At 67.8% G+C, this 20,499-nt stretch carries 16 protein-coding genes; 5 read left to right on the top strand and 11 right to left on the bottom strand.

Features of this window, described 5'->3' with window-relative positions; translation table 11 throughout:
* The first annotated feature begins 86 nt into the window (after positions 1-86).
* The 3 genes from QQM39_RS19085 to QQM39_RS19075 are packed head-to-tail and all read left to right on the top strand — an operon-like array spanning position 87 to position 4,286.
* Entirely contained in the window at positions 87-1,097 is a 1,011-nt protein-coding gene (locus QQM39_RS19085; protein ID WP_302003637.1) for a restriction endonuclease, read from the top strand.
* A gap of 29 nt (positions 1,098-1,126) precedes the next feature.
* The gene (locus QQM39_RS19080; RefSeq protein ID WP_301998186.1) at positions 1,127-2,089 is read left to right on the top strand and encodes a restriction endonuclease; all 963 of its coding nucleotides are present in this window, start codon (positions 1,127-1,129) and stop codon (positions 2,087-2,089) included.
* Complete coding sequence (locus QQM39_RS19075; RefSeq protein WP_301998184.1) at positions 2,049-4,286, top strand: ATP-binding protein; 2,238 nt, start codon at positions 2,049-2,051, stop codon at positions 4,284-4,286. Before QQM39_RS19080 ends, QQM39_RS19075 begins: the two co-directional genes overlap by 41 nt.
* Before the next feature lie 28 nt (positions 4,287-4,314).
* On the opposite strand, the gene QQM39_RS19070 is transcribed toward QQM39_RS19075, so the two are convergent.
* From QQM39_RS19070 to QQM39_RS19020, 11 genes are all read right to left on the bottom strand, one after another.
* Positions 4,315-5,706: a DUF6177 family protein gene (locus QQM39_RS19070; protein ID WP_301998182.1), complete on the bottom strand. Its 1,392-nt coding sequence runs from the start codon at positions 5,704-5,706 to the stop codon at positions 4,315-4,317.
* The gene (gene eccCa / locus QQM39_RS19065; protein WP_301998180.1) at positions 5,703-9,683 is read right to left on the bottom strand and encodes a type VII secretion protein EccCa; all 3,981 of its coding nucleotides are present in this window, start codon (positions 9,681-9,683) and stop codon (positions 5,703-5,705) included. Before eccCa ends, QQM39_RS19070 begins: the two co-directional genes overlap by 4 nt.
* Entirely contained in the window at positions 9,680-10,816 is a 1,137-nt protein-coding gene (locus QQM39_RS19060) for a hypothetical protein (protein ID WP_301998178.1), read from the bottom strand. Before QQM39_RS19060 ends, eccCa begins: the two co-directional genes overlap by 4 nt.
* Positions 10,817-10,826: 10 nt before the next feature.
* A complete protein-coding gene (gene eccD / locus QQM39_RS19055; protein WP_301998176.1) occupies positions 10,827-12,191 on the bottom strand; it encodes a type VII secretion integral membrane protein EccD in 1,365 nt (454 codons plus the stop codon).
* 31 nt (positions 12,192-12,222) lie between these two features.
* Positions 12,223-12,513, bottom strand: a complete 291-nt coding sequence (locus tag QQM39_RS19050; protein ID WP_301998174.1) for a hypothetical protein — start codon at positions 12,511-12,513, stop codon at positions 12,223-12,225.
* A 109-nt stretch (positions 12,514-12,622) separates the two neighbouring features.
* Entirely contained in the window at positions 12,623-13,483 is an 861-nt protein-coding gene (locus QQM39_RS19045; RefSeq protein WP_301998172.1) for an immunity 49 family protein, read from the bottom strand.
* On the bottom strand, positions 13,458-15,932 hold the full coding sequence (locus QQM39_RS19040) for a hypothetical protein (protein ID WP_301998170.1): 2,475 nt from the start codon (positions 15,930-15,932) through the stop codon (positions 13,458-13,460). The genes QQM39_RS19045 and QQM39_RS19040 overlap by 26 nt, the downstream gene beginning before the upstream one ends.
* Entirely contained in the window at positions 15,929-16,321 is a 393-nt protein-coding gene (locus QQM39_RS19035; RefSeq protein ID WP_301998169.1) for a DUF6507 family protein, read from the bottom strand. The genes QQM39_RS19040 and QQM39_RS19035 overlap by 4 nt, the downstream gene beginning before the upstream one ends.
* A gap of 52 nt (positions 16,322-16,373) precedes the next feature.
* Complete coding sequence (locus QQM39_RS19030) at positions 16,374-16,685, bottom strand: pore-forming ESAT-6 family protein (protein WP_301998168.1); 312 nt, start codon at positions 16,683-16,685, stop codon at positions 16,374-16,376.
* A gap of 72 nt (positions 16,686-16,757) precedes the next feature.
* On the bottom strand, positions 16,758-17,090 hold the full coding sequence (locus QQM39_RS19025; protein WP_301998167.1) for a hypothetical protein: 333 nt from the start codon (positions 17,088-17,090) through the stop codon (positions 16,758-16,760).
* Positions 17,091-17,564: 474 nt separating this feature from the next.
* The gene (locus QQM39_RS19020) at positions 17,565-18,065 is read right to left on the bottom strand and encodes a hypothetical protein (RefSeq protein ID WP_301998166.1); all 501 of its coding nucleotides are present in this window, start codon (positions 18,063-18,065) and stop codon (positions 17,565-17,567) included.
* Between the two features lie 485 nt (positions 18,066-18,550).
* Here QQM39_RS19020 and QQM39_RS19015 point away from each other — a divergent pair, with 485 nt between their 5' ends.
* The gene (locus QQM39_RS19015; RefSeq protein ID WP_301998164.1) at positions 18,551-19,792 is read left to right on the top strand and encodes a hypothetical protein; all 1,242 of its coding nucleotides are present in this window, start codon (positions 18,551-18,553) and stop codon (positions 19,790-19,792) included.
* A gap of 130 nt (positions 19,793-19,922) precedes the next feature.
* Entirely contained in the window at positions 19,923-20,474 is a 552-nt protein-coding gene (locus QQM39_RS19010; protein ID WP_301998162.1) for a hypothetical protein, read from the top strand.
* Positions 20,475-20,499 lie beyond the last annotated feature (25 nt).

Below are 20,499 nucleotides of genomic sequence, written 5' to 3'. Positions count from 1 at the left end.
GATCCCCCTGCGGGCCCCGATCTGCGGTTATGACGCTGCGGGGTCAGATTCTGGATGTCAGTGGCGCTGTGTAGTCTCCCGCGGTGATGATTGACCGTACCGCCGCCGTCGCCCCACTCCGCTACGCCGACAAGACGTTGCGCAAGGAGATGGGCGACCTGATAGGCAAGGCCGACCGCGATGACATGCTCGCGATTCTCCTGTGGGCCGGAGAGTGCCGGATCGCCGACCACGTGGCGACTGGCTGGAAGAAGCACGTCTCCAGGCTGGAGCGTGAAGCCGACGAAGCAGAGGAGCGGAAACGCCGTACGGACCGCTGGGCTATGTACATCGACTACGGTCGGCGTGACCAGGTAGTGATCGGCTGCCATGACGCGGCGGCCGAACTGCATGTCCAGCTGGAAGCAGAGCTTGGCGAAGCGCGCGAGGCCCTGGCGGAATGCGAGCGGGGACGGTTCGAGATCAGCTGCCACATGGGGCGATCTCTTCGTCGGCGCGACGCCAGGCAGAAGGCTCAGGGATTCGACCTCGACGCTTTGGCGCCACTCCGCTACCAGCTTCAGGATGCACGCGAGCGGCTGACTGAACTGATTGATCAGGATCGCGCGGTTCTCCATGAACTTGCCCTGGCAGAGGCCAGCCGACTTCAGAGCGCCAAAACGGGCGGAGGCACCGGCCTCGGTGCCATAGACGAGATGGATCTCGGAGCTTTCACCCAGCTCATCAGGGAACTGCTGACGCGCGATGGCTGGACCTTCCCTGAGGGAGCGATCAGTAGCCCCAATGCTTTCCTGACCTGCACACCTGCGGGTCGTACCGCGGTCATTAGCTGCCTGCACCTGGGCAAGGCGGGCTTTCGCGGAGAACCGGACGGTGCCGCTCCCACCTCCCAGCTGCAGCGGGCGCACCATGCTGCCTCTCAGGCCGGTGCTGATACGGCAGTCGTGGTAGCCAACGGCCGCTTCTCGCACCCCGCTCAGCGCTACGCCCGTGCCCACCAAGTCATGCTGGTGGACCGGAACCATCTGAAACGCTGGTCGGAGTGGCAGCAACCGATGGATCTCGATGGAGACTTTGCACGAGGCAGTGCGGCCTGATGCACATCAATTGGAACAGTCGGGTCAGCGTGCCGAAGTTCGAACATGACGGGCTTAACCGAGCCCTACGCAAGCTGATCAACGAGGCGACCGACGACCATCTCCTATCCGCCTTCCTCCACTTCGCGGAAGGGCGTGTGGCGGAAGGGATCTACGGCGAGCTGCATGACCATCACGCCGTTGTAGAAGCCGAGTTGGAACATGCGAACAAGCTTCGTGGTGGCCTTGACACTCCCACGTCGGATGAATGCGCGCTGGCGCACCATCGGCTGCGCGAGGTACTCAGGGCGGAACTCGCGGACGCCAAGGCCGCGATGGACGAAGCCGCCGGCATCTGGCACACGCTCCGCCAATCGTCTGGGACCGACTTGCGAGCGCGCTTCGGGCGCGGTGCTGACACCACGGAGTCCGGACTTGAGCGGGCCGGATGGTTGAGACAGCAACTCGCTGCAGCGGGTCAGCGGGTTGAGAACGCCTTGGATGAGCACTGTGAAGAGCTACATCGGCTCGCCTTGCTTGAAGCCGAGTATCGCGCTTTTACGGAGACGCCAGACAGCATCAGTGCCGATGACTTCGACGCGATGACACCCGTTGAGTTCGAAGAGGCCACCGCGGCCCTGGTGCACCGAGACGGTCTCACACTCGTACGACGCAATGGCGGCGCTCGGGATCTAGGGGCTGACGTCATCGCAGTCGCACCGGATGGTCGGAAGATCGTGATTCAGTGCAAGTACCGCAGCCCCGGCGGACGCCCCATCGGGTCGCCGGTGATCCAGACGCTCAATGGCACCGCCCGCCCCGTCCATGCGGCCGACATTGTCATTGCACTCACGAATCGATCGTTCACTGAACCCGCTCGCGAGCTTGCTGCCGCTCAGAACATCCACCTCCTGTTCGGCCGTAGGCTCCGTCGATGGGCCACCTGGGGCGTGCCGCTCTTGGAAGTGTTGGGTGAGGATCGCCAGGACAGCGACAACCGCGCTGCTGCTTAGCTTTGCAGGTCAGCGACTGGAACGCGGGTTCGTTTCGGCAGCGTACTTCCCGCCGTGGCGAGCAAGACGGTTGAGGACAGCATCTCCGTCGCCGAGCACGCTCCGCACCGCGCCCACCGATAGGGTTGGCGGCGTCGGAGCGAGGAGGACGACCATGGCGCTGACCACGTCGCTGGCTGGCCGGGTCCGGAACACGAGTCTGCCGAAGAGCCATGCCCTCTTGCCGCTTCTTGAGGCCGTCGTTAACGGCATTCAGGCGATCGACGCTCGATTCGGCGACGACGTCGGGCGTGGCCGTCTGAGCGTCAGGATCCAGCGTAGCCCGCAGGAGGAACTCGACCTTGGTCCCGCTGGCCCTGGGCGCGTGGCGCTGAAGCCCATCGTCGGCTTCAGCGTCGAGGACAACGGGGTGGGCTTCACCCCGGAGAACATGACCTCGTTCGAGACGCTGGACAGCGACCACAAGGCCGCCATCGGCTGCCGTGGCGTGGGACGCCTGCTCTGGCTGAAGGCGTTCGACAGAGTCTCGATCCGCAGCTCCTATGAGGACGAGTCTGGAGGCCTCCACGGACGGCAGTTCCGGTTCTCCGTCGAGGGGGAGGTCGAGCCGGACCGGGAAGCGAACGGCCTCGGCACGGTCGGAACGATCGTGAGCCTCGACGGGTTCAAGAAGCCCTTCCAGCAGAGCGCGGCGAAGTCCGTCGACGCCATCGCTCGCGAGACGTTCGAGCACTGCATCTGGTACTTCCTCCGCCCAGGCGGCGCGCCTGACATTACGGTGACCGACGACGACGAGACCGTCTCGCTCAACGACCTCATGGACGACTTTGTGTTCTCCGAGATGCCGACGACCTCGATCGACGTCAAGGGCGAGAAGTTCGAGATGGTCAACCTCTGCCTCAAGTCCTCGACGCGCAATCTGGCGCCGCGGCTGTACTGGTGCGCGGCGAGCCGCGTGGTCATGGAGGAGAACCTCACGAGCAAGGTGCCAGGGCTCTACGGGAGACTCAAGGACGCAGCGTCCTCCCCGTTCACGTATGTCTGCTACCTGTCTTCCGGCTTCCTGGACAACCACGTCCGCGCGGACCGCACGGCCTTCGACATCGCCGAGCGCGTGCCGGGTGCGGCGCTGATCGATGACGTGTCGTTGGACGACATCCGCGAGGGCGTGCTGAAGGAAGTCGAGAGGATCCTCGCCGGCCCGCTCAGCGCAGCGCGCGAGGAGGGCAAGGCTCGGGTCAACGAGTTCGTGAGCAACCGTGCGCCGAGGTACCGGCCCGTTCTGTCGCGGCTCGAGTCGCTCGGCGTGAGCGTGGATCCGTCCATCAAGGACCACGACCTTGAGTTGTTGCTGCACGGCAACCTCCAGAAGCTCGAAGCCACCGCGATCGCCGAGGGCCAGGCCGTCTTCACCGAAGTCGGCTCCGCTCGGCCGGAGGACTACGACGAACGGCTGGCTCGGTATGTGGACATGGTGACGGACATCAACCAGTCCGACCTGGCCGCGTACGTCTCACGCCGGCGAGTGATGCTCGACGTACTCGCCAGACGGATCAGGTCCGACGACCAGGGCAGGTACAGCAAGGAGGACGCCATCCACTCGCTGCTCTTCCCGATGCGGACCGACTCGAACGAGATCGGCACCGACGCCTCGAACCTGTGGATCATCGACGAGCGGCTTGCGTTCCACGACTACCTCGCCTCCGACAAGACGCTCAAGAGCATGCCGATAACAGGATCCGAATCGACGAGGGAGCCCGACGTGCTCGCGACTCGGCTCGTCGGCTCCCCGGTGCTGGCCGCGGAGGGCGAGACGCTCCCGTTGCCGTCCATCGTCGTGATCGAGATCAAACGGCCGATGCGTAACGACGCCTCGGAGGATAAAGATCCGATCCAGCAGTGCCTGGAGTATGTGAAGCGGGTGCGTGCGGGTGGCGTGAAGACCGCATCGGGGCGGCAGATCCCTGAGACGCACGAGGCGCCCGCCTTCTGCTACGTCGTCGCCGATCTCACGCCGACGATGGTGGATAGGTGCAAATATGCGAGCCTGCGTCCCACCCACGACGGAATGGGTTACTTCGGTTTCAACGAGCCGTACAAGGCATACATCGAAGTGGTGAGCTTCGACCGTCTCGTCAACGCGGCCACCGAGCGGAACCGAGCGTTCTTCGACAAATTGGGACTTCCGTCCAGTTGATCAAGATCGATGATGGGCTGCAAGGGGCTCATCGCTGCTGCCTGAGGTGTCGGGTGAGGTGCTGGAAGGTGGTCCAGGCCTCCGGGTCCGTTCCGTCACCGAGGGTGTAGTGGAGGGCGCGGCCGAGCCGCATTGGCATGGGGCCCTGCGGAGGGTGTCCGGCATGGGTGCGGCCGATGGACGCAGCCTTGTCGCTGCCGAGTGTGAACGCGACAGGAATGGGCGGGTATTCGAGGTGTGCGGGAGTGGTGAGATCGCGGCGGGCAGTGCGGAGGGCCGTGAGTAGGGTGGCCAGGCTGTCTTGCGCCTCGAGTTCGGTTGCAAGTTCTTCGATAGCGTCCAGGGGTGGTGTCTCGCCCTTGCCGTAGCCAAGCGCGAAGGTGATGTCCTCCTCGACGCCCGCTGGTGTGCGGAGCACGCGGATGGTGGCGAGGGCGGGGCGATCGGGGTGGCCGATGGCGATCAGCCAGGTGGGGCGGGGTGCGCGGGAGCGGGCTAGGTCGGTCAGCTGGCGTGTGGACCAGGGGAGGTTGACCGGTTCGGCGGTGCTCCATCCTGCCGGCGGGGCGCCGGTCAGGTGCTGGAAGGTGGTTTCCAGGGCGCGGCCGAGGACGAGGTCCGCATCGGCGGGGTGGCGGGTGCGGAGGGTGAGGATCAGCTGGCGGTCGCCTGGGTCGTCGGTAGCGGTGAAGGCCTCGGCGATCCGTGCGGTGCCACTCTCGTCGTGTACGGGGGTGAAGGTGCCGTTCTTCCAATGGAGTACGGCGCCGGACAGGCCGTCGTAGTAGCCGTGCTCGGGATCCTGGACCACCCAGCGGTTGGGCAGGCCGTGCAGGGCGGTGCGGGTGGGCAGGGTGAGGCGTGCCGTCGGCGGCGTGACGATCTGGAGGGCGCGGTCGGTGGCGGTCGTGGTGCGCAGGGCGTCGGAGAGCCAGCTGGTCATGGCGACCAGGGGGCGGTCCTGGATGACCACGGCTGTCGAGTCGGTGAGGACGTCCACGGCGGGGGTGGAGGTGGCCGGCACCGGGATCGCCGAGACATGGGTGGTGACGGGGACGACGTCCGTGGTGGCGGCTTCCGAGGGCCAGACCGTGCCGCCGAGGACGGTGGCCAGGCGCCCGGCGAAGGAGCCGGCGAGGCGTCCGGCCTCGGCGACAGCGGTGGAGGCGCGGGCCTCGGTCCACCACACCGGGCCTTCCCCGACGGGGTGCCCCAGCAGGCGGGTGGCCTCGCCGGGGACCTGGACGAGGATGGGGGCTTCTACGGAGACGAGGGGGCGGCCGTCGGGGGCGCAGAGCTGGACGACGGCGCCGTCGGCCGTCGTGTTCACGCCGAGGTCGGGGCCGCCGGCGTAGAGGCCTGCGAGCAGGGTGGGCAGGTCCGGCATTTTCGGGGTGAGGGCGATGACGTCCTTCGTCACTCTTCGTTGGCCTCTTCAGCGGTCAGGGCGGTCTGGATCAGCTGGTGGGGGCGCCCGCGGCGGACGAGCGTGCCGCGTCCCGGCGGCTGCGCTGAGGCGTACAGGCCGGGGAAGAGCTGGCCCTCGGTGCGGTCGCCAGTCATGACGAGTGCGGTGGTGCCGGTTTCGCGCAGGGCGGTCAGCAGGGGTTCGTACAGGGCGCGGGAGGCGCCGGCGGTGCGGCGGGCGAGGACGAAGTGCAGGCCGATGTCCTGCGCGGAGGACAGGTACGGCAGGAAGGGGGCCAGGGGTTGCTGTCCGGCGGCGGTGAGGATGTCGTAGTCGTCGATGAGGATGACGATCCGCGGTCCGGTGAAGGTGGGTTCGGCGGTGATCGGCGCATCGGGGTCGGCTGTCTCGGGCAGGCGTTTTTCCAGTTCGGTGGCGATGCCGGTGGACAGGGCGGCGGCGAGTTTGGCGTTGTGGGCGTAGCCGCCGCGGTAGGGCTCGGGGATCGTGCCGCGCAGGCCGCGGCGCGGGTCGAAGATGCCGAAGACGAGTTCCTTGTCCCCGTACCGCTCGACGAGCTGGGTGGCGATCAGCTTCAGCAGGTTGGTCTTGCCGCACTCGTTGTCGCCGAGGATCAGTAGGTGCTGGTCGGTGGCGAATAGGTCGAGGAGGGCCGGTGCGAGGGTGTCCTGGTCGACGCCGAGGGGAATCTTCACCGGTTCGGTGGCCGGGGTGGGCAGTTTGGCGGCGGGCAGGCGAGTGGGCAGCACCCGGACAGGTGGGGCGAGGTCGCCGTGCCAGGAGGCGCGGATGGTGCGGGCGGTGCCCTCCAGGGACGGGCCCAGGTCGCCGGTGGCGGGCCGGTTGTCGATACGGGGCAGGGCTACCTGCGCGAACAGCTTGCCGTCGGTCAGCGCGCGGCCGGGGTTGTCGGGGGACAGGGTCTCGGAGAGCTTGCGGTCGATGGTGGAGTCGGCCGGGTCGTTCAGGCGCAGCTCGATGCGGGTGCCGAACATGGACTGGGTGGCGATGCGGACGTCGTTCCAGCGCAGCATGCCGGCGACGACGTGGATGCCGTATCCGCTGCCGCGTTTGAGCAGGTCGGCCACGGCGTCGTCGAGGTCGGCGAACTCCTCCCGCAGTGCGCCGAACCCATCGATGAGCAGCACGACGTCGGTGGCGCCGAGTTCCGGCAGCCGTCCCTCGGCGCGCAGATGGCGCAACTGGTCGATGGAGTCGATACCGCGCTCGCGGAACACTTCCTCGCGCTGGGCGAGCATGGTGCGCACCTCGGCGACGGTGCGGGCGGCGCGTTCGTGGTCGGCGCGGGAGGCGAGGCCGCCGACGTGGGGCAGGTCGGCCAGGGCGGACAGGCCGCCGCCGACAAGGTCGAGGCCGTAGATGGCGACGTCGTACGGGGTGTGGGTGAGGGCCAGTGACAGGGCGAGGGTGCGCAGCAGGGTGGTCTTGCCGGACTGCGGGCCGCCGATGACCGCCCCATGGCCGCCGGCGAGGGTCAGGTCCAGCAGCCAGGGCCGCTGCCACTGGCGGGCCGGGTCGTCGAGGATGCCGAGCGGGATGCGGAGTGGTCCGTCGCCGTGGGCGAGGCGCAGACCGTCCGGGCCGGCGTGGAGGGGTCCTGCGGCGGCGTCCAGGGCGGTGGCGTCGGGCAGCGGGGGTAGCCAGATGCGCCGTACCGGTGGGGCGGCGGTGGCGAGTTGGCCGACCATCACGGACAGGACGGTCGGTCCGGTCTCGCGCTTGGTGGCGACGGGCCCCTCCGTGGCCACGGCCTCTTGCGGTGTGTTGTACGTCGGGTAGGGCCGGGCGAGCGGCTCGTCGTCGCGTTCCTTGTGCAGGGCCGGGCCGTTGTAGGCACCCGAAACGTACCCGGCTTTGAAGCGTTCGTAGGTGGAGGTGTCGACCTTGAGGTAGCCGAAGCCGGGCAGTGGGGGCAGGTGGAAGGCGTCGGTGGTGTCCAGGACGGTGCGCGACTCGTCGGCGGAGAAAGTGCGCAGGCCGAGCCGGTACGACAGGTAGGTGTCCAGGCCCTTGAGCTTGCCGCCCTCGATGCGCTGGCTGGACAGCAGCAGATGGACGCCGATGGAGCGGCCGATGCGGCCGATGGACAGGAACAGGTCGATGAAGTCCGGCTTGGCGGTGATGAGTTCGCCGAACTCGTCGATGACGACGAACAGATGCGGGAGGGGCTCCAGGTCAGGGCGGGTCGTGGCACGCAGAGTGGCGTAGTGGCCGATGTCGGCGACGTTCCCGGCGTCCTTCAGCACCTGCTGGCGGCGTTTGACCTCGCCGGCCAGGCTGGCGTGGACGCGTTCGACGAGGCCGGCCTGGTTCTCCAGGTTGGTGATCACCCCGGCGACGTGCGGGAGTTCGGCGAACGGGGCGAAGGTGGCGCCGCCCTTGTAGTCGACCAGGACCAGCGCCAGGTTCTCCGGGGAGTGGGTGACCGCGAGCGCGAGGACCAGGGTGCGCAGCAGCTCGCTCTTGCCGGAGCCGGTGGCACCCACGCACAGCCCGTGCGGACCCATGCCCAGCTGGGAGGACTCCTTCAGATCCAGCAGTACCGGCTCGTGGCGGTCGGTCAGGCCGATGGGAACCCGCAGGAAGTCCCGCTCACCGCGCGGCGCCCACAGCGTCTCGAGGTCCAGCGCGGCCGGGTCGTCGATGCCCAGCAGAGCCGGGAAGTCCACCGGCCCGGAGACCGGCGTGCCCTCGTCCACCGATTCGGCCGACAGACGCAGCGGCGCCAGCATGCGGGCGATGCCCTCGGCACCGGGGGTGGTCACCGCGTCGGACGTGCCGTGGGCGGCAGGGGTGTCGGGCGTACGCAGGTCCTCCACAGCGACCCGGTCACCGTCGACGGTGATACGCACACTGACCTGGTCGGGCTCGTGCACCTGCCGCTCCAGCAGATGCAGCACGGTGACGCCCATGTCGGGCAGGCCGATCGCCGAATCCGGGCGGGGAAGCTCGGCGGCCGTGTCGCCGTAGGTGTCGGCGACCACGAGCATGCGCGAGGTCAGTCGCAGCGCCTCCCTGCCGGACAGGCCACGGCGCACCTCGGCCGCGTACGCGGCACGCCGCCGCAGATCGGGCGCACACAGCCGGGCCAGCTCGGCCAGGTCGGGGGCGATCCGACGGGCGGCGACAGGACCGTCGTAGACCTGCGTGTCGAGGACGTGCGGCAGCCACTTGGCCCACGCCCACTCGGACTCGTCGGCCGTGGCTAGGGCGAGCGCCACGTCGTCGGGCGCATGCGTGACCGCCGTCTGGAGCACCAAGGCGCGGGCGACCCTGAGCACACCTTCCCGGTCGCCGACGATGCTGACGTTGCCGGCTCGGTCCAGCGGCACGGTGAGCGGGAAGTCCGTGATCGTGCCGAAGCGGTTCTGCAATGCGCGGGCCTCGTTCAGCATGAACGGGTCGGGCGGGGTGAGCACCCCGCCGGCGCTGTTCTGCCCGATCGCAAGTTCCTGAGCGGGTACGTCACCCGTGCCCGCCCGCACCCGCAGGAAGTCGGCGTCCTGGCGGCGGCGCTCCCACAGCCGCGCCGGGGCGCGTACGAGGTCGTACAGCGCCTCGGGCGGCGGATTGAGCTCGCGTGCGGTATGTCGCCGCTCCCGCTCGGCTCTGCCCAATTCCTCGCGCAGCACCTCCAGATACTCCAGATATCGCTCACGCTGGGTGCGCCGGGTGCGCTGTCCCTTGCCCCGCTGGGACAGGAACAGGGCCACCGCCCCAAGCAGGGCCACGACCAGCACGATCGCACCGATCGCGGCGAACTGGCTGTTGCGGACGACGGTCATCAGCACGACGGAGCTGAGGACACCGGCCATGGGCAGCAGCGCCGTTGCCGCGTTGCCGATCTTGCCCTCGGGCAGGTTTGGAGGCGCCTCGATGGTGCGTGGCTCGGCAGGGGCGAGCGGGCGGGTGGACCGCGCGGGCCGGTGGACGATCTGCTGGGTCACCGGACGCGCACCGCCCGCTGCATCACCTCGGCCGCCAGGCGGACGGCCGCGTCGCGGGTGGCTTGGCCCAGCATGGCGGTGTGGATGGGGCCTCCTTGGGCGAGATGCCGGTCGTAGGGCAGCGGGATCACCGGGACACCAGGCTCGCGCAGGTGCGCGGCGGCCGATTTCACGTCGAGCGTGGTGTCGGGGGAGGCGGCGCTGAGGGCGACGACGGTGGTGTCCAGGGCGGAGTGCGGCAACTGGCCGAGCCAGTCCAGGACCTGTCGGGTGCCGTGCACGCCCTCGGCGGTCATCGGCGCGACGACCACCCGGGCGTGGGCGGTGTCCATCGCGGCGCGCGCCACCTCACCGGGCAGGGTCTCGCAGTCGACCACGGTCACCGCGAAGTAGCGGCGCAGGGCCATCGTCACCGTCATGTAGGTGCGCAGGTCCAGCGGGGCGCCAACCCGGCCCTGGCCCGCAGGCAGCAGCCAGCCGCCGTCGGCCACTGGCACCAGGTAGCCGGTGACGTCGGTCAGGCGCATGGAGGGAGTGAGAATCCGGGCCAGGTCCGCACAGCACCAGCGCACCGTGTCCGCGCCCAGCCGCACCGGGAGCGTGCCGAGCGCCGCGTCGGCCTCCAAGGCGAGCACTGGGTCGTGCCGGTAGTGGTTGAAGGTGCGGCCCAGCAGCGCGGACACCGTCGACTTGCCGACGCCACCACGGATCGAGGTCACCGCGATGACCCGGCCGGTCGTCACCGGCTGCTGCAACTCGCGGGCGAACCGGGTCTGTTCGGCGACCTCCTGCCCGGCGGAGGCGGTGAGTTGCCGCAGGGAGCGCCCGGCGCGACGTGCGACCGAGTCGCCGTGCTGAGGGCGGCCGAGGGCGATGGCGAGACGGGGATCGACGGTGGGGAGGGATTGCGGAGTTGGGGCAGGGGCCTGCGGGTCGTGGGTCTGGCGAGGGACGGGAGGAGCAGCGGGGGAGGGCTCGGAAACCGCTACCGGCGCCGTCTCCGGCTGCGCGGGGGAGCCCGGGACCGCGTCGGGTTCGGCGGGAGAGGTCTGGATGGTTGCCTCCTCAGAGGTACCGCCGGCCAGCTTCCGCAGCAGATCGTGCTGCCAGTCTCCTCCCCCGGTCATGCCCATCTCCGTGTCCTCACGCGAAGGTGCCGAGCAGCCGCCCGTACACCCCGAACACGCCGATGACCAGCGGAAGCGTGGCGATCACGGCGACCGACTCCAGGGCGTCGCCGATGCGCCGCAGCCGCACGCGCACATGCTCGGCGGGCTCCACGCTCAGCACCAGGAGGGGCATTACCGCGAGCAGGACCAGTACGGCGACCGGCCCGCCTGCGCCGGTGTGCTCCAGCCACAGCACAACGAGCCGCACCGCGACAACGCTCGCAGCCACCAGCAGCACTACGACCTCGGCGGTAAGCGGAAACGCACGCGCCCGTAGCCCGAGCGCCACCATGACCATGACACCAAGCAGCACCGTCCACACCGACACCGTGCGCAGCACCATGACGCCGGCCACGGCAGCCGAGGCGGCCAGCACGACGGTCGCGATCACCAGCCCGCGATGAGTGGCCGCCAGCGCGGTGGCCACCTGGTACCGGCTCACCGACGCCCCACCCGTACGCCGGTCATCCAGCCCGGTCAGACCCGATGCCATCAGCGCCAGCCGCGGCAGCACACCCAGGACAACGATAGAGAAAGCCGCCAGCAACGCGCCGGCCCGGGCCTGCCCGGCCGCCGACCCCGCCCCGTCCTGAAGCCCGATGGCCACTTCCCACAGCACGAGACACCCGCCGACCGCCCCGGCCCCGAACAGCGCCCCGCGCCCCAACGGCGTGAACCATCCGGCGAGCAACAGCGCAGTCGCCACGGACACAGCGAGACCCGCGAGCCGCTGCGGACCAGACCAGCCATACGCGTCAGCACAGGTCCAGACGCTGAGAAGGCCAAGGGCGCCAGCAGTGACGATCAAAGTCGTGGCGAGGCCCTGTCGCCGCACACGCCCGCACAGCACCCCGGCGAGCGCAGCCACACCTGCGACGGCGAGCAACCCAGCGCCGACCGCCGCCAGATCGAGCTCTCTGCGGGCCAGCACGCCTGCGGCCACCGCCCAGAACACGGTTGCGGCTCCGGCGACAACCCTGCGCACCGCAGGACGCCACCGCCACGCCCGTACGTCGAGATCGTCGGCGACTTCGTCGTTCACGTCGTGCACGACAGGAGCCGACGGCGCGTCCTGCATGCGGACCAGCCGCAACACGGCCCCGTCCGGCACACCGGCCGACGCCAACGAAGAGTCGGGCTCCAGTGCGGAGCCGTCAGCAGTGACCAGATGCCGCGATTCGGGCCGTGCGCCCACGCGGTCGTCCAGCAACCGCATGATCTCCGGCAGGAGAACCCCGATCGGCTCCAGCGAGGGCAGCACGAGGTCGACCCGGCGCCGCTCGCCGACCAGGGTGACCCGGCTGAGCGCCGCACGCTGGCCGGCCGCTGAACGGCTCAATGTCCCCGTGGATATCACGCGTTCGAACCTATCACCGGGTAGATGAGGCCATTGAGGGCGAAGGCGGTGGTGGGGTGGAGGGCTGGGACGGTACTGACGTCCCGTACGGGCTCTTCCCGATGACTCGGTGCGACACGAACGACCAGCCCACGCACCCCGCGCACACCACGGCCGCGATTACCACCCCGGCGAAGACCTTTCCGACCCGCTCGTCCAGCGATCGCCGCTGCCGCTGCGCACCAAACAGCAGGGCGTCGCGAAGACGACGCCGGCGGACGGACACCGACTCAAGGAGCTGGTTGTCGTAGTCATGGGCAGTCACGGTCGCACGTCACCTCTCCGCGGTCACATAGTTCAGGTGGGGCCTCGCCCCGTCTCCCCATGACCTGATCGATGTTCCGGAGCCGACGCCAGCGTAGCGACGGTTGATCTCAGGTCTCGAACTCCCCTACCCAGGAACGGTGCAGCAAGGCGCGGGGGAGGTAGTCGGACTCGACGTCAATGGGGAACCCTGAGTCATAGGCGAGGCAGGCAATGGCCAACGGTCCGAGGGCAACGAACCCTTCGGGGCTGTCAGCCCGTTGCGCGTTGGCGGTCCAGTACTGCCGGTGGTGTTCAAGAGCTTCCACGAGGGCTTCGTTGAACCCATCGTGATCCTGGCGAAGGAAGCGGTGGAACAGGTTGATCGGCTGATAGAGGACCTTCTCCAGGAGTTCCCGGTCCGTGTTCCTGGCGACATCGGGGTAGGAGGAGTCGATGGTGGCGACCAGCTTGTCGACGAGCCCCGGAGCCTCTTGCCAGTAGGTCTGCAGGGAGTCAACCCAGTGGTAGACGTACTCGTCGTACTCGGCCCCCGAGGCTCGCAGGAGGCTGATGGGGACCCGACTCAGCTGGTCCATGCGGCTGGACTCACGGCAGACCGCGGCCAGCCAGAACGCGTTGATCCAGTTGCCCGCGTCCGCGTAGTACTGCGGGCCCACAGCGGGGATTACGCGCATCTTGTCGGCGATGCGGCAATCGACTGTCCCCTCGCTGATGACCGCAGCACTGAAGAGAGCACTTCCGACCTGCATGGCGGAGACGAAAGCCTCCCAGGACTGAAGCTGACTCGCAGTTGCGTCCGTGGCGCACAAGGATCGTGCGAACGTCAGGGACGAGTTGAAAGTCCGATTGAAGCCATTCGGTGAGTTTTCAAGCTTGTCGATGGAGCGAATGAGGCTGTTGTGAAGGATTTCCAGCGCTTCCGGCGATGAGGCGGTGGGAATTTCATGGCGCGGCAGTTGTGTCGGCACCAGTCGCCCCCTTCGGTAGGCTGATATTGAACTTCTTCATGACGTAGCCGGCGTAAGTGTGGCCGTCCGGCCTGCCCTTGACGAGTACGTATTCTACCTTCCCCTCGTCCAGAGCGTCGGCTAGGTCAGAATACACCTGCGCTTCCTGCGGGTTGGTACGGCCCCGCTCTTCCATTTTCTTGAGGATGTCCTCGAAGTACTCTCTGGTTCCTTGGCTTACTTTTTTGCCGGTTTCGAGCGTGCGATGCCCGAGCCTGGTAGTGATATTGCTCTTGGCTTCGACTACTACGAATCTCCCGTCGTTGAGGCGCCACACCTGATCGAATCGGTCGGCGTGGGTGGGTGTATCGGCGAGATCCACCCAATGGGCCCCTTGGTAATTATCCGGAATCGCCTGCAGTTCGGCGACGCGCTCGCCGAATGCTTCGCTTTCCTTGCCCATGCTTTCGTGAAGGGGTGCATGGTCCGCCATGACCTGGCGGAGGAGCTCCTTGTTCTCAGGTGTTGGATCCTTTGCGTATGCCTTCTCGGCGGCCTCGACCTTGGGGTGGAACGCTTGGTCAGCATCAATCGCCGTGCGCCTGCTGTGAGCGTGTTTATCGAGCGATTCGAGGTTCTCGGGCGTGGCGTCTGCCCTGCGTCTCTCGACGGTCTCACCCAAGTGATACTTCGGAGGCTCGGCCTGCTTCTCTATCTTCGGGAGCCACTTCCCAGGATGGTCAGGATCCGGCTTGAGTTTCGTGAGGCGATCGCCGTATTCGTCGACGCCGTCTTCGCGGAGGCGTCGGCCATCGGATCCGTAGTGCGCGTTGAGCCACTTCTTGTCAGGCTGGTTCGCCTTCTCGACTTGGCGTCGCACGTGCTCGGGCCAATCCGCCGTGTCGCCGTGGGGACTGGCGCCGCCATTTCCACTGGAGCCAGTGTTGCTGTGTTCACCGCCGCCTGCCGATCGTGAGCCCCCGCCGCCACCAGTGCCCGCGCGGCCTGTGCTGCTGGACGCGCCTTCTGTCCGGCCGTCGGAGCCGTTCACGTCTCTGTGGCTGGCCGATGCCTCATGGCTGCCGCGGGGCGAGAGGTCGTCCCCTGCGTGGGCGGTGACGTGCGGGGTGCGTGAGGTGGCACCGGCCCCGGCGAGCTCCCGCTCCCGCGACGGTACGGTCCCATCGGTAAGGGAGCGTTCCTGCTTCGGTGCCTCGCCGACGAGGTCGCCGTGTTTGTCGTAGGCGATGAACTTGCCGTCCTCGATGACGAGTTTGGAACCGTCGGAGAGTTCCAGGACGCTGTGCGGGGCGGAAAGGTCGGGGATGTCGTCCACGCCCCGCAGGCTCGCCGCGACCTCGGCGATTTTCGGCACGGCATGGCCCGTCACCTTCACCGCCGCGTTGATCGGGTCGATCGCGTCGCCGACCTTGGCGACCGTCGTGGCGACTTTCGCGGCGGTGCCGGCTTTGCCCGCGGCGGCGACCTTGAGAGGGCCGGCGCCCAGGGTGAGGGCGTTGAAGACGACGGTGGCCGCGGCGCGGGCCGGGTTTTCCTTCCACTTGTCCCAGGCGACGAAGGACTTGCCGAACTCCTTGGCGTACTTCTTGCTGTCCTGGGCGAAGTCGGTCGCGAAGACACCGGTCGGTTTCTGGCCGCCGGACTCCATGAGATAGGTCTCAGCCCCGACGATCGCCCGCACCACGCCTTCCCATGCCTGGCCCGCTTTGTCTGAGCCGTGGACGCCGACCAGGGTCGCGAGGCCGTCGACGGCGCCCCAGATGTTGTCGACGATGAGCCCGTCCCAGAAGAAGCTCTTGGCGTAGTAGCCGAGGTCGTCCGGGTCCCACCAATCGTGCGACTGGGTCACCGGTGTGCCCCAGGGGAGCTCCTTGGCCTGATCGAGTACCTCGGCGCTGTAGCCGTAGAGTTCCGCGCCGAGCGGCATGAACTGCTTGTCGCCAGTATTCATCACGTACTGGGTGCCGCCCACCAGCGCCGTGATCTTGTTGTTGCAGGCGATCTCCGCTGCCGTGAACGCCGCCTGCGCGACGTTCACGTCGTGCATCAGCGCTTGGTGCTGCTCGACCTTGTCCGCGTCATCGGTCCAGTTCTCGTCGAACTCCCCGCTGGGCGTCTTGAGTCCCGCCACGAACGCGGTCGCCTTGCTCTGCAGGCGCTCCAACCGCTTGATGATCGGCGCGACTTCGGCCGCGTACGTCGACAGGGCGTCGGCCACCGTGGCGACCTTGTCCGCGAAGGCGTCCGCGCGATCACGTGCCGGCGCGGTGGACGCGAACAGATGCTCCGCCTCCGGCGCCTCGTAGAAGGCCGACAGCCCCTGGAACTGGCGGTGGGCCTCCGCGCCGGCCTGACGGATGCCGTCCGCGTCGACCCGCAGGGCGTCGGTGTGCTGCTCCAACTGGCCGAGATTGCCGGTGAACAGCGGAATGGACTCCGGCTCGATCACAGACGGCCTGCCTTCCAACCGGCCGGCATGTCAGGCATGACCAGCCCGGACGCCCGCCGCTGCACCTCGGCGGCCATCTCCAGGTCGCCGTCCCGGTACGCCACGGTGGCCTCCACCGCGCCGTTGACCGACTTCCCTACGCGCACGCCGATGAACTGCAGCTCTTCCGCCGTGCCCTCGATGAACTCCGCAATGGCGGCGGCCACCAGCCCAGTCTGCCCCTTGTGCTCCCCGCTCGCCCCGCCCGGTGCGAGCGTCCCGGCCGCGGTGGCCGCGCCCTCCAAGTCCTTCGCGTACGCCTGGACGATGTCGTCCAGGACCTTCATGGCCTCTCCGACATTCGAGACCACACTTCCGACCCCGGACGGAGATACGTCCCACCTCGGCATGCGTCAGCCCCCGCTTCTCTCTCCCTGTTCCCGCACCGCTGCGCGCAAGGTGTCAGCCGATGTTGTCGACGGCCGCCTTCGCCTTGGCCAGGGTCGACTGCGCGGTCCCGTCGTTCTGCTCCATCGTCGTGCGCACGAGCCGGATGATCTCGCGGACCTCGCCGGCGGCGCGGTGCCAGCGCATCTCCTTGCCGTGGTACTCGTCGGCGACGCCGTCCGCGGTGAAGTCGGCCATCGCGGCCTTCACCGCACGCTCACGGTCGGTCAGTACGCGCTCCAACTGGCCGATGATGCCCTGCAGGCTGATCTGCACTTCGCTGGAGGCACCGGTGTCGTACGAACGGCGGTCCTGGTTCTGAGGCATCGTCAAGTTCCCCCTTGAAGTCGGTGACGGTGAAGGTGATGTCGGCGGACGAGTGCGTGCGCGCTTGCGTGGTTACCGTGCGCCGAAGCGAGCCGCGTCGAAGTTGGCGGCACCCATGTTCTGATGAGCGTTGTCCCCCAACTCGACGTCACCGGTACCGAACGCGGTGTCCATGCCGGACTGCCCACCCAGGATCGCGCTTAGCGAGCTGTTGAGCGCATCCGTGATCTCGTCGGCATGAATCTTGAAGGTGTCGAAGGCCGCCTTGCCGGCCCCGTTGAACTTCCCCTCCAACGGCTCCGCCGCCTGGATCAACTGCTGGATCAGCGTGCCCAGGTCCTCACTGGAACCGACGGTGCTCTTCCCGAGATCCGACAGGGTCGTCGACCCCATGTCGAACTTCATCAACCCACCCCCGTAAGCGTGTTACATATCGGCGCTGCGTGATCACCTGCAGCGTACTCATGCGTCATGAATGACTTACAGCCCGTCGAACATCCTCTCGCACCTCACGTTGCAGACGCAATGTGAAACAGGCCGAACTGGCCTGATCCAGGGGGTGAGCAGCGGCACCGCTCCAGGCCAGGCGGGCTCGCCCAACAACCCGCTCCGCGTGCGCTGATGGAGGTCAAGCGGGCCTGTGTTGGCCGTCCGAGCATGTCGCGGGGAGGCTGCGCGGCCAGTTCCCCGGTGGTACGTGTCTCGCGCGAGGTGGTCTTGGCTCACCCGCCGTTGATCCCGGTTCCACATCTGCACGGGTCCCGGCATCCAACAGCAGGCGTTCGCTGAGGCGTCACGCTTTCGCGGGTGCCGTTGACCGTCTGCGGACTGGGCTGGAAATGGCCTGCTGGTCTCTTCGCCTGGCGAGGCTGCTGGGTGTCATCCGCCAAGAACGCGAAGGTTGTGGAGCACGCGGCGGTCCTCCTCTGCCTGCTCCGAGGTTCGGACACCGGGATGCTCGGCATCGAACCGTGTCACTGCCTGCACGGCCTCCTGCATCTCCCTGGTGGCAGCTGCCATCTCATCAGTGCCGCACTTGCCCTCATCAAGGTAGAAGCGCGTGTTGTCCCACTTCTGAATGGCACTGTCCCGCTCCCGGACGAGCGCTCTGCGCAGCCCCTCCGGGGTCGCCCGGTCCGCGGCGCGCTCGGCAGCCTCGATCGCGGCGAGTCGTACCGCCTCGTCGGCGGTCAGGCCGACCGTACGACCGCCGCCGCCAATCACGTGCGTCGAGCCGTCTGGCTGTTCCCGCGGGGTGAGGAGCCCGATCGTGTAGTGCGTCCCGTCCACCTCGACGAGCCAGCACCGGCCGTTCCAGGTAATGACGGCCTCGCGACCGTCGTTGAGGATCTTGGTCAGGGCGAGTTCAGGAGAGGGCATGGAAGGAGACTGCCACCGTCGTCGCTTGCTGCAAACGTCCCTTGCTCCGTCGTGACTGGCACCAGCGCTCAACTGCCGTGTGGCGGAGGGGACCTGCGACACAGGGGCAGTGGGAGCGTGGACCCACCCGGCTCCACGCTCCGGAACACAGACCCGTAGCACGTCGCGTCCGCCGCCCCCGGGACGGCCGAGCGTGCGACTGTAGGCCTCTTTTTCGCAGGCGCGTTGTCAGACCCGTGTGCTTTGATCCCTGTCGACCCGGCGTGAACACGCCAACGCAAGGGCTGTGTTCGTGCTGTTTGACCGACAACAGGGGGCACAACTTGAGATCGAGGAAGCTGCTTTCTGCAAGCGTCGTCACACTCGGGCTGCTTGTCAGCTGCCTGGGCACGGCGCAGGCAGCCGAGGGGCCCGCATCGAGGCCGAACATTGTCGCTGAGGTGCCGGAGAGTCCTGCGCCCATCTCGGATGATGAGGCATCGTCCGTGGAGGATGCCGCGCAGAGCGTGGACGAGGAGATATCCGAGTCACCGTCGGAGGAGGGGGACCCCGCGCCGGCGTCCGAGCCGCTGGAGGAAGATCCCGGACTGGACGAACTAGACGCCGCGGCGGCGCCAGACGCCGTGCTGCCGTACGCCAAGCCCCAGCAGTCGGCCCAGTCCTCCCGAGTGGAAACATGCTCGGAGCCCGACGAGGAGGGCCGGGCGGCCTGCGTGCAGCAGGTTTCGGCCGACTCGATTCCCCAGAGCGCGACGGCTATGACGGCGGACACGGCCCGGGCGGGGGTGGCTCCTCCGCAGTGGTGTGAGGACAGCAAGGGCAAGGTCGTCGGAATCCGCAAGGCCGTCTGCCTGGTCGGCGGCATTGATTACACCACCAAGCAGAGAGTCAACGGTGTGTGGCGTGAGACCGGCCGGGCGAAGCTGCTGTACATCAGCTACAGCTACGGCGACTCGGGGCTGGGGACCATCGGCCACCAGATCGAGGTCGCGGCATATGACGGCTGGGGCGATGCTCTCAACAGGGGCTCGGTGAAGGGCTCGGCCTCGAAGGGCGGCGCCTGCAAGGTCAGCGAATCCAAGTTCCCGAAGAAGCCGCTGATGCCCAAGAACTCCTGGCGGCTTGGCGAATCGTTTTTCGACACAACCATCCACACCGCCGGCACGAAGGGCAAGTGCAAGAGCACCTGGACACTGACCTTCCAGGCTCCTGGCTACAGCGACGCGCTCCTGCCGGTCAGCTTCAACGAGTTCCGCTGCGACAACGCCACAGCGGGCCGGCCTGAGGTCGGCTGCGTGGTTCCCTGGTACCCGTCGATCCTGTGGTACAGCCAGTCCAGCTACCCGGACCTGGCCTCGCACGTCAAGCGCGCACAGGCCTCCGGGCTGCCGGGCGGCTCCTTCAAGCGTCCTCTGACGCGCACCACCGATGCTCAGATCATCCGGGACAACCGCCAAAAGGCGTGCGGAGACGCCCCCAGCATCCAGGGCAAATCCTGCGACGAATACCCCATCGCTACCTCCAAGCAGGGACTGAGCGCCGGGGGAACTCGTCGCACCTTCTCCGGCTGCGACCTGCCGAACATCCCCACAGGCAGCGGCCCCAAGGGAGCCAGCGCGTGCATGATCAACGCGTCTGACAACAATGCCCAGGGCGGCCTGAACACCCAGTTCTTCCGCAGCGAGCGCATGCTGGAAGGCGACCCCTTCCAAATCCGCATCTCCTAAACCGCTCACCGCGGCCGGCCGACGGCACCGTATCCCAGGCGATGCCCGTCGGCCGGCCGCTCACCGCAGTACCATCGGCCCCGGGCAGCCCCGGCCTGTCACAGCGATCCCAGTAAGGAAAGGCTCACAGATGAGCTCCGCCCAACTGTTCGTCGCCGAGGGAACCTTCGGAGTCCTGGACGGCGGGGACATCCCGGTAGACACAGCCGACTGGTCCAACGGGCTGGCCGCACCCATGTCGCACGGCGCCGTCATCATCACCGGCATCCGCACCGGCGACGTCGAGGTCACCGCCGACGCAAGGGATACGCCGCCCCCCGCGGACGACGACACCACCTGGGAGGAGATCGTCGAGGTCAGCCTCCAGTGCCAATCCGGTCAGCTGCTCGTCGAATCCCTCGACCTCGGTCCCGCTGAAGAGCTGCCCAACCTGGCCATCACAGGCCCCGGCTGGTATCGCATCCGCGTCCACGCACAAGGCCGCGGTACCAATCCCGACGGCACCGACTCCGACCCCATCGAGCGTTACCTGCTGACCATCTGGCCTTCAGCCGAAGCGAAAACGGCAATCTTGAAGAGCAGCGATCGCATCGCAGCAGAACTCGCCCGTCACACCGGCCAACCGGAGCGCGCCGCTGCGCCAGCTCCCCCTGCTGAACCTCCCATGATCAGACCCGAGTGAACCAACCGCAACCCTGCCTGTGGAC

It is taken from the genome of Streptomyces sp. DT2A-34 (assembly GCF_030499515.1).
Classification (GTDB): Bacteria; Actinomycetota; Actinomycetes; order Streptomycetales; family Streptomycetaceae; genus Streptomyces.
This window is presented reverse-complemented; position numbering and strand designations above follow the sequence as displayed.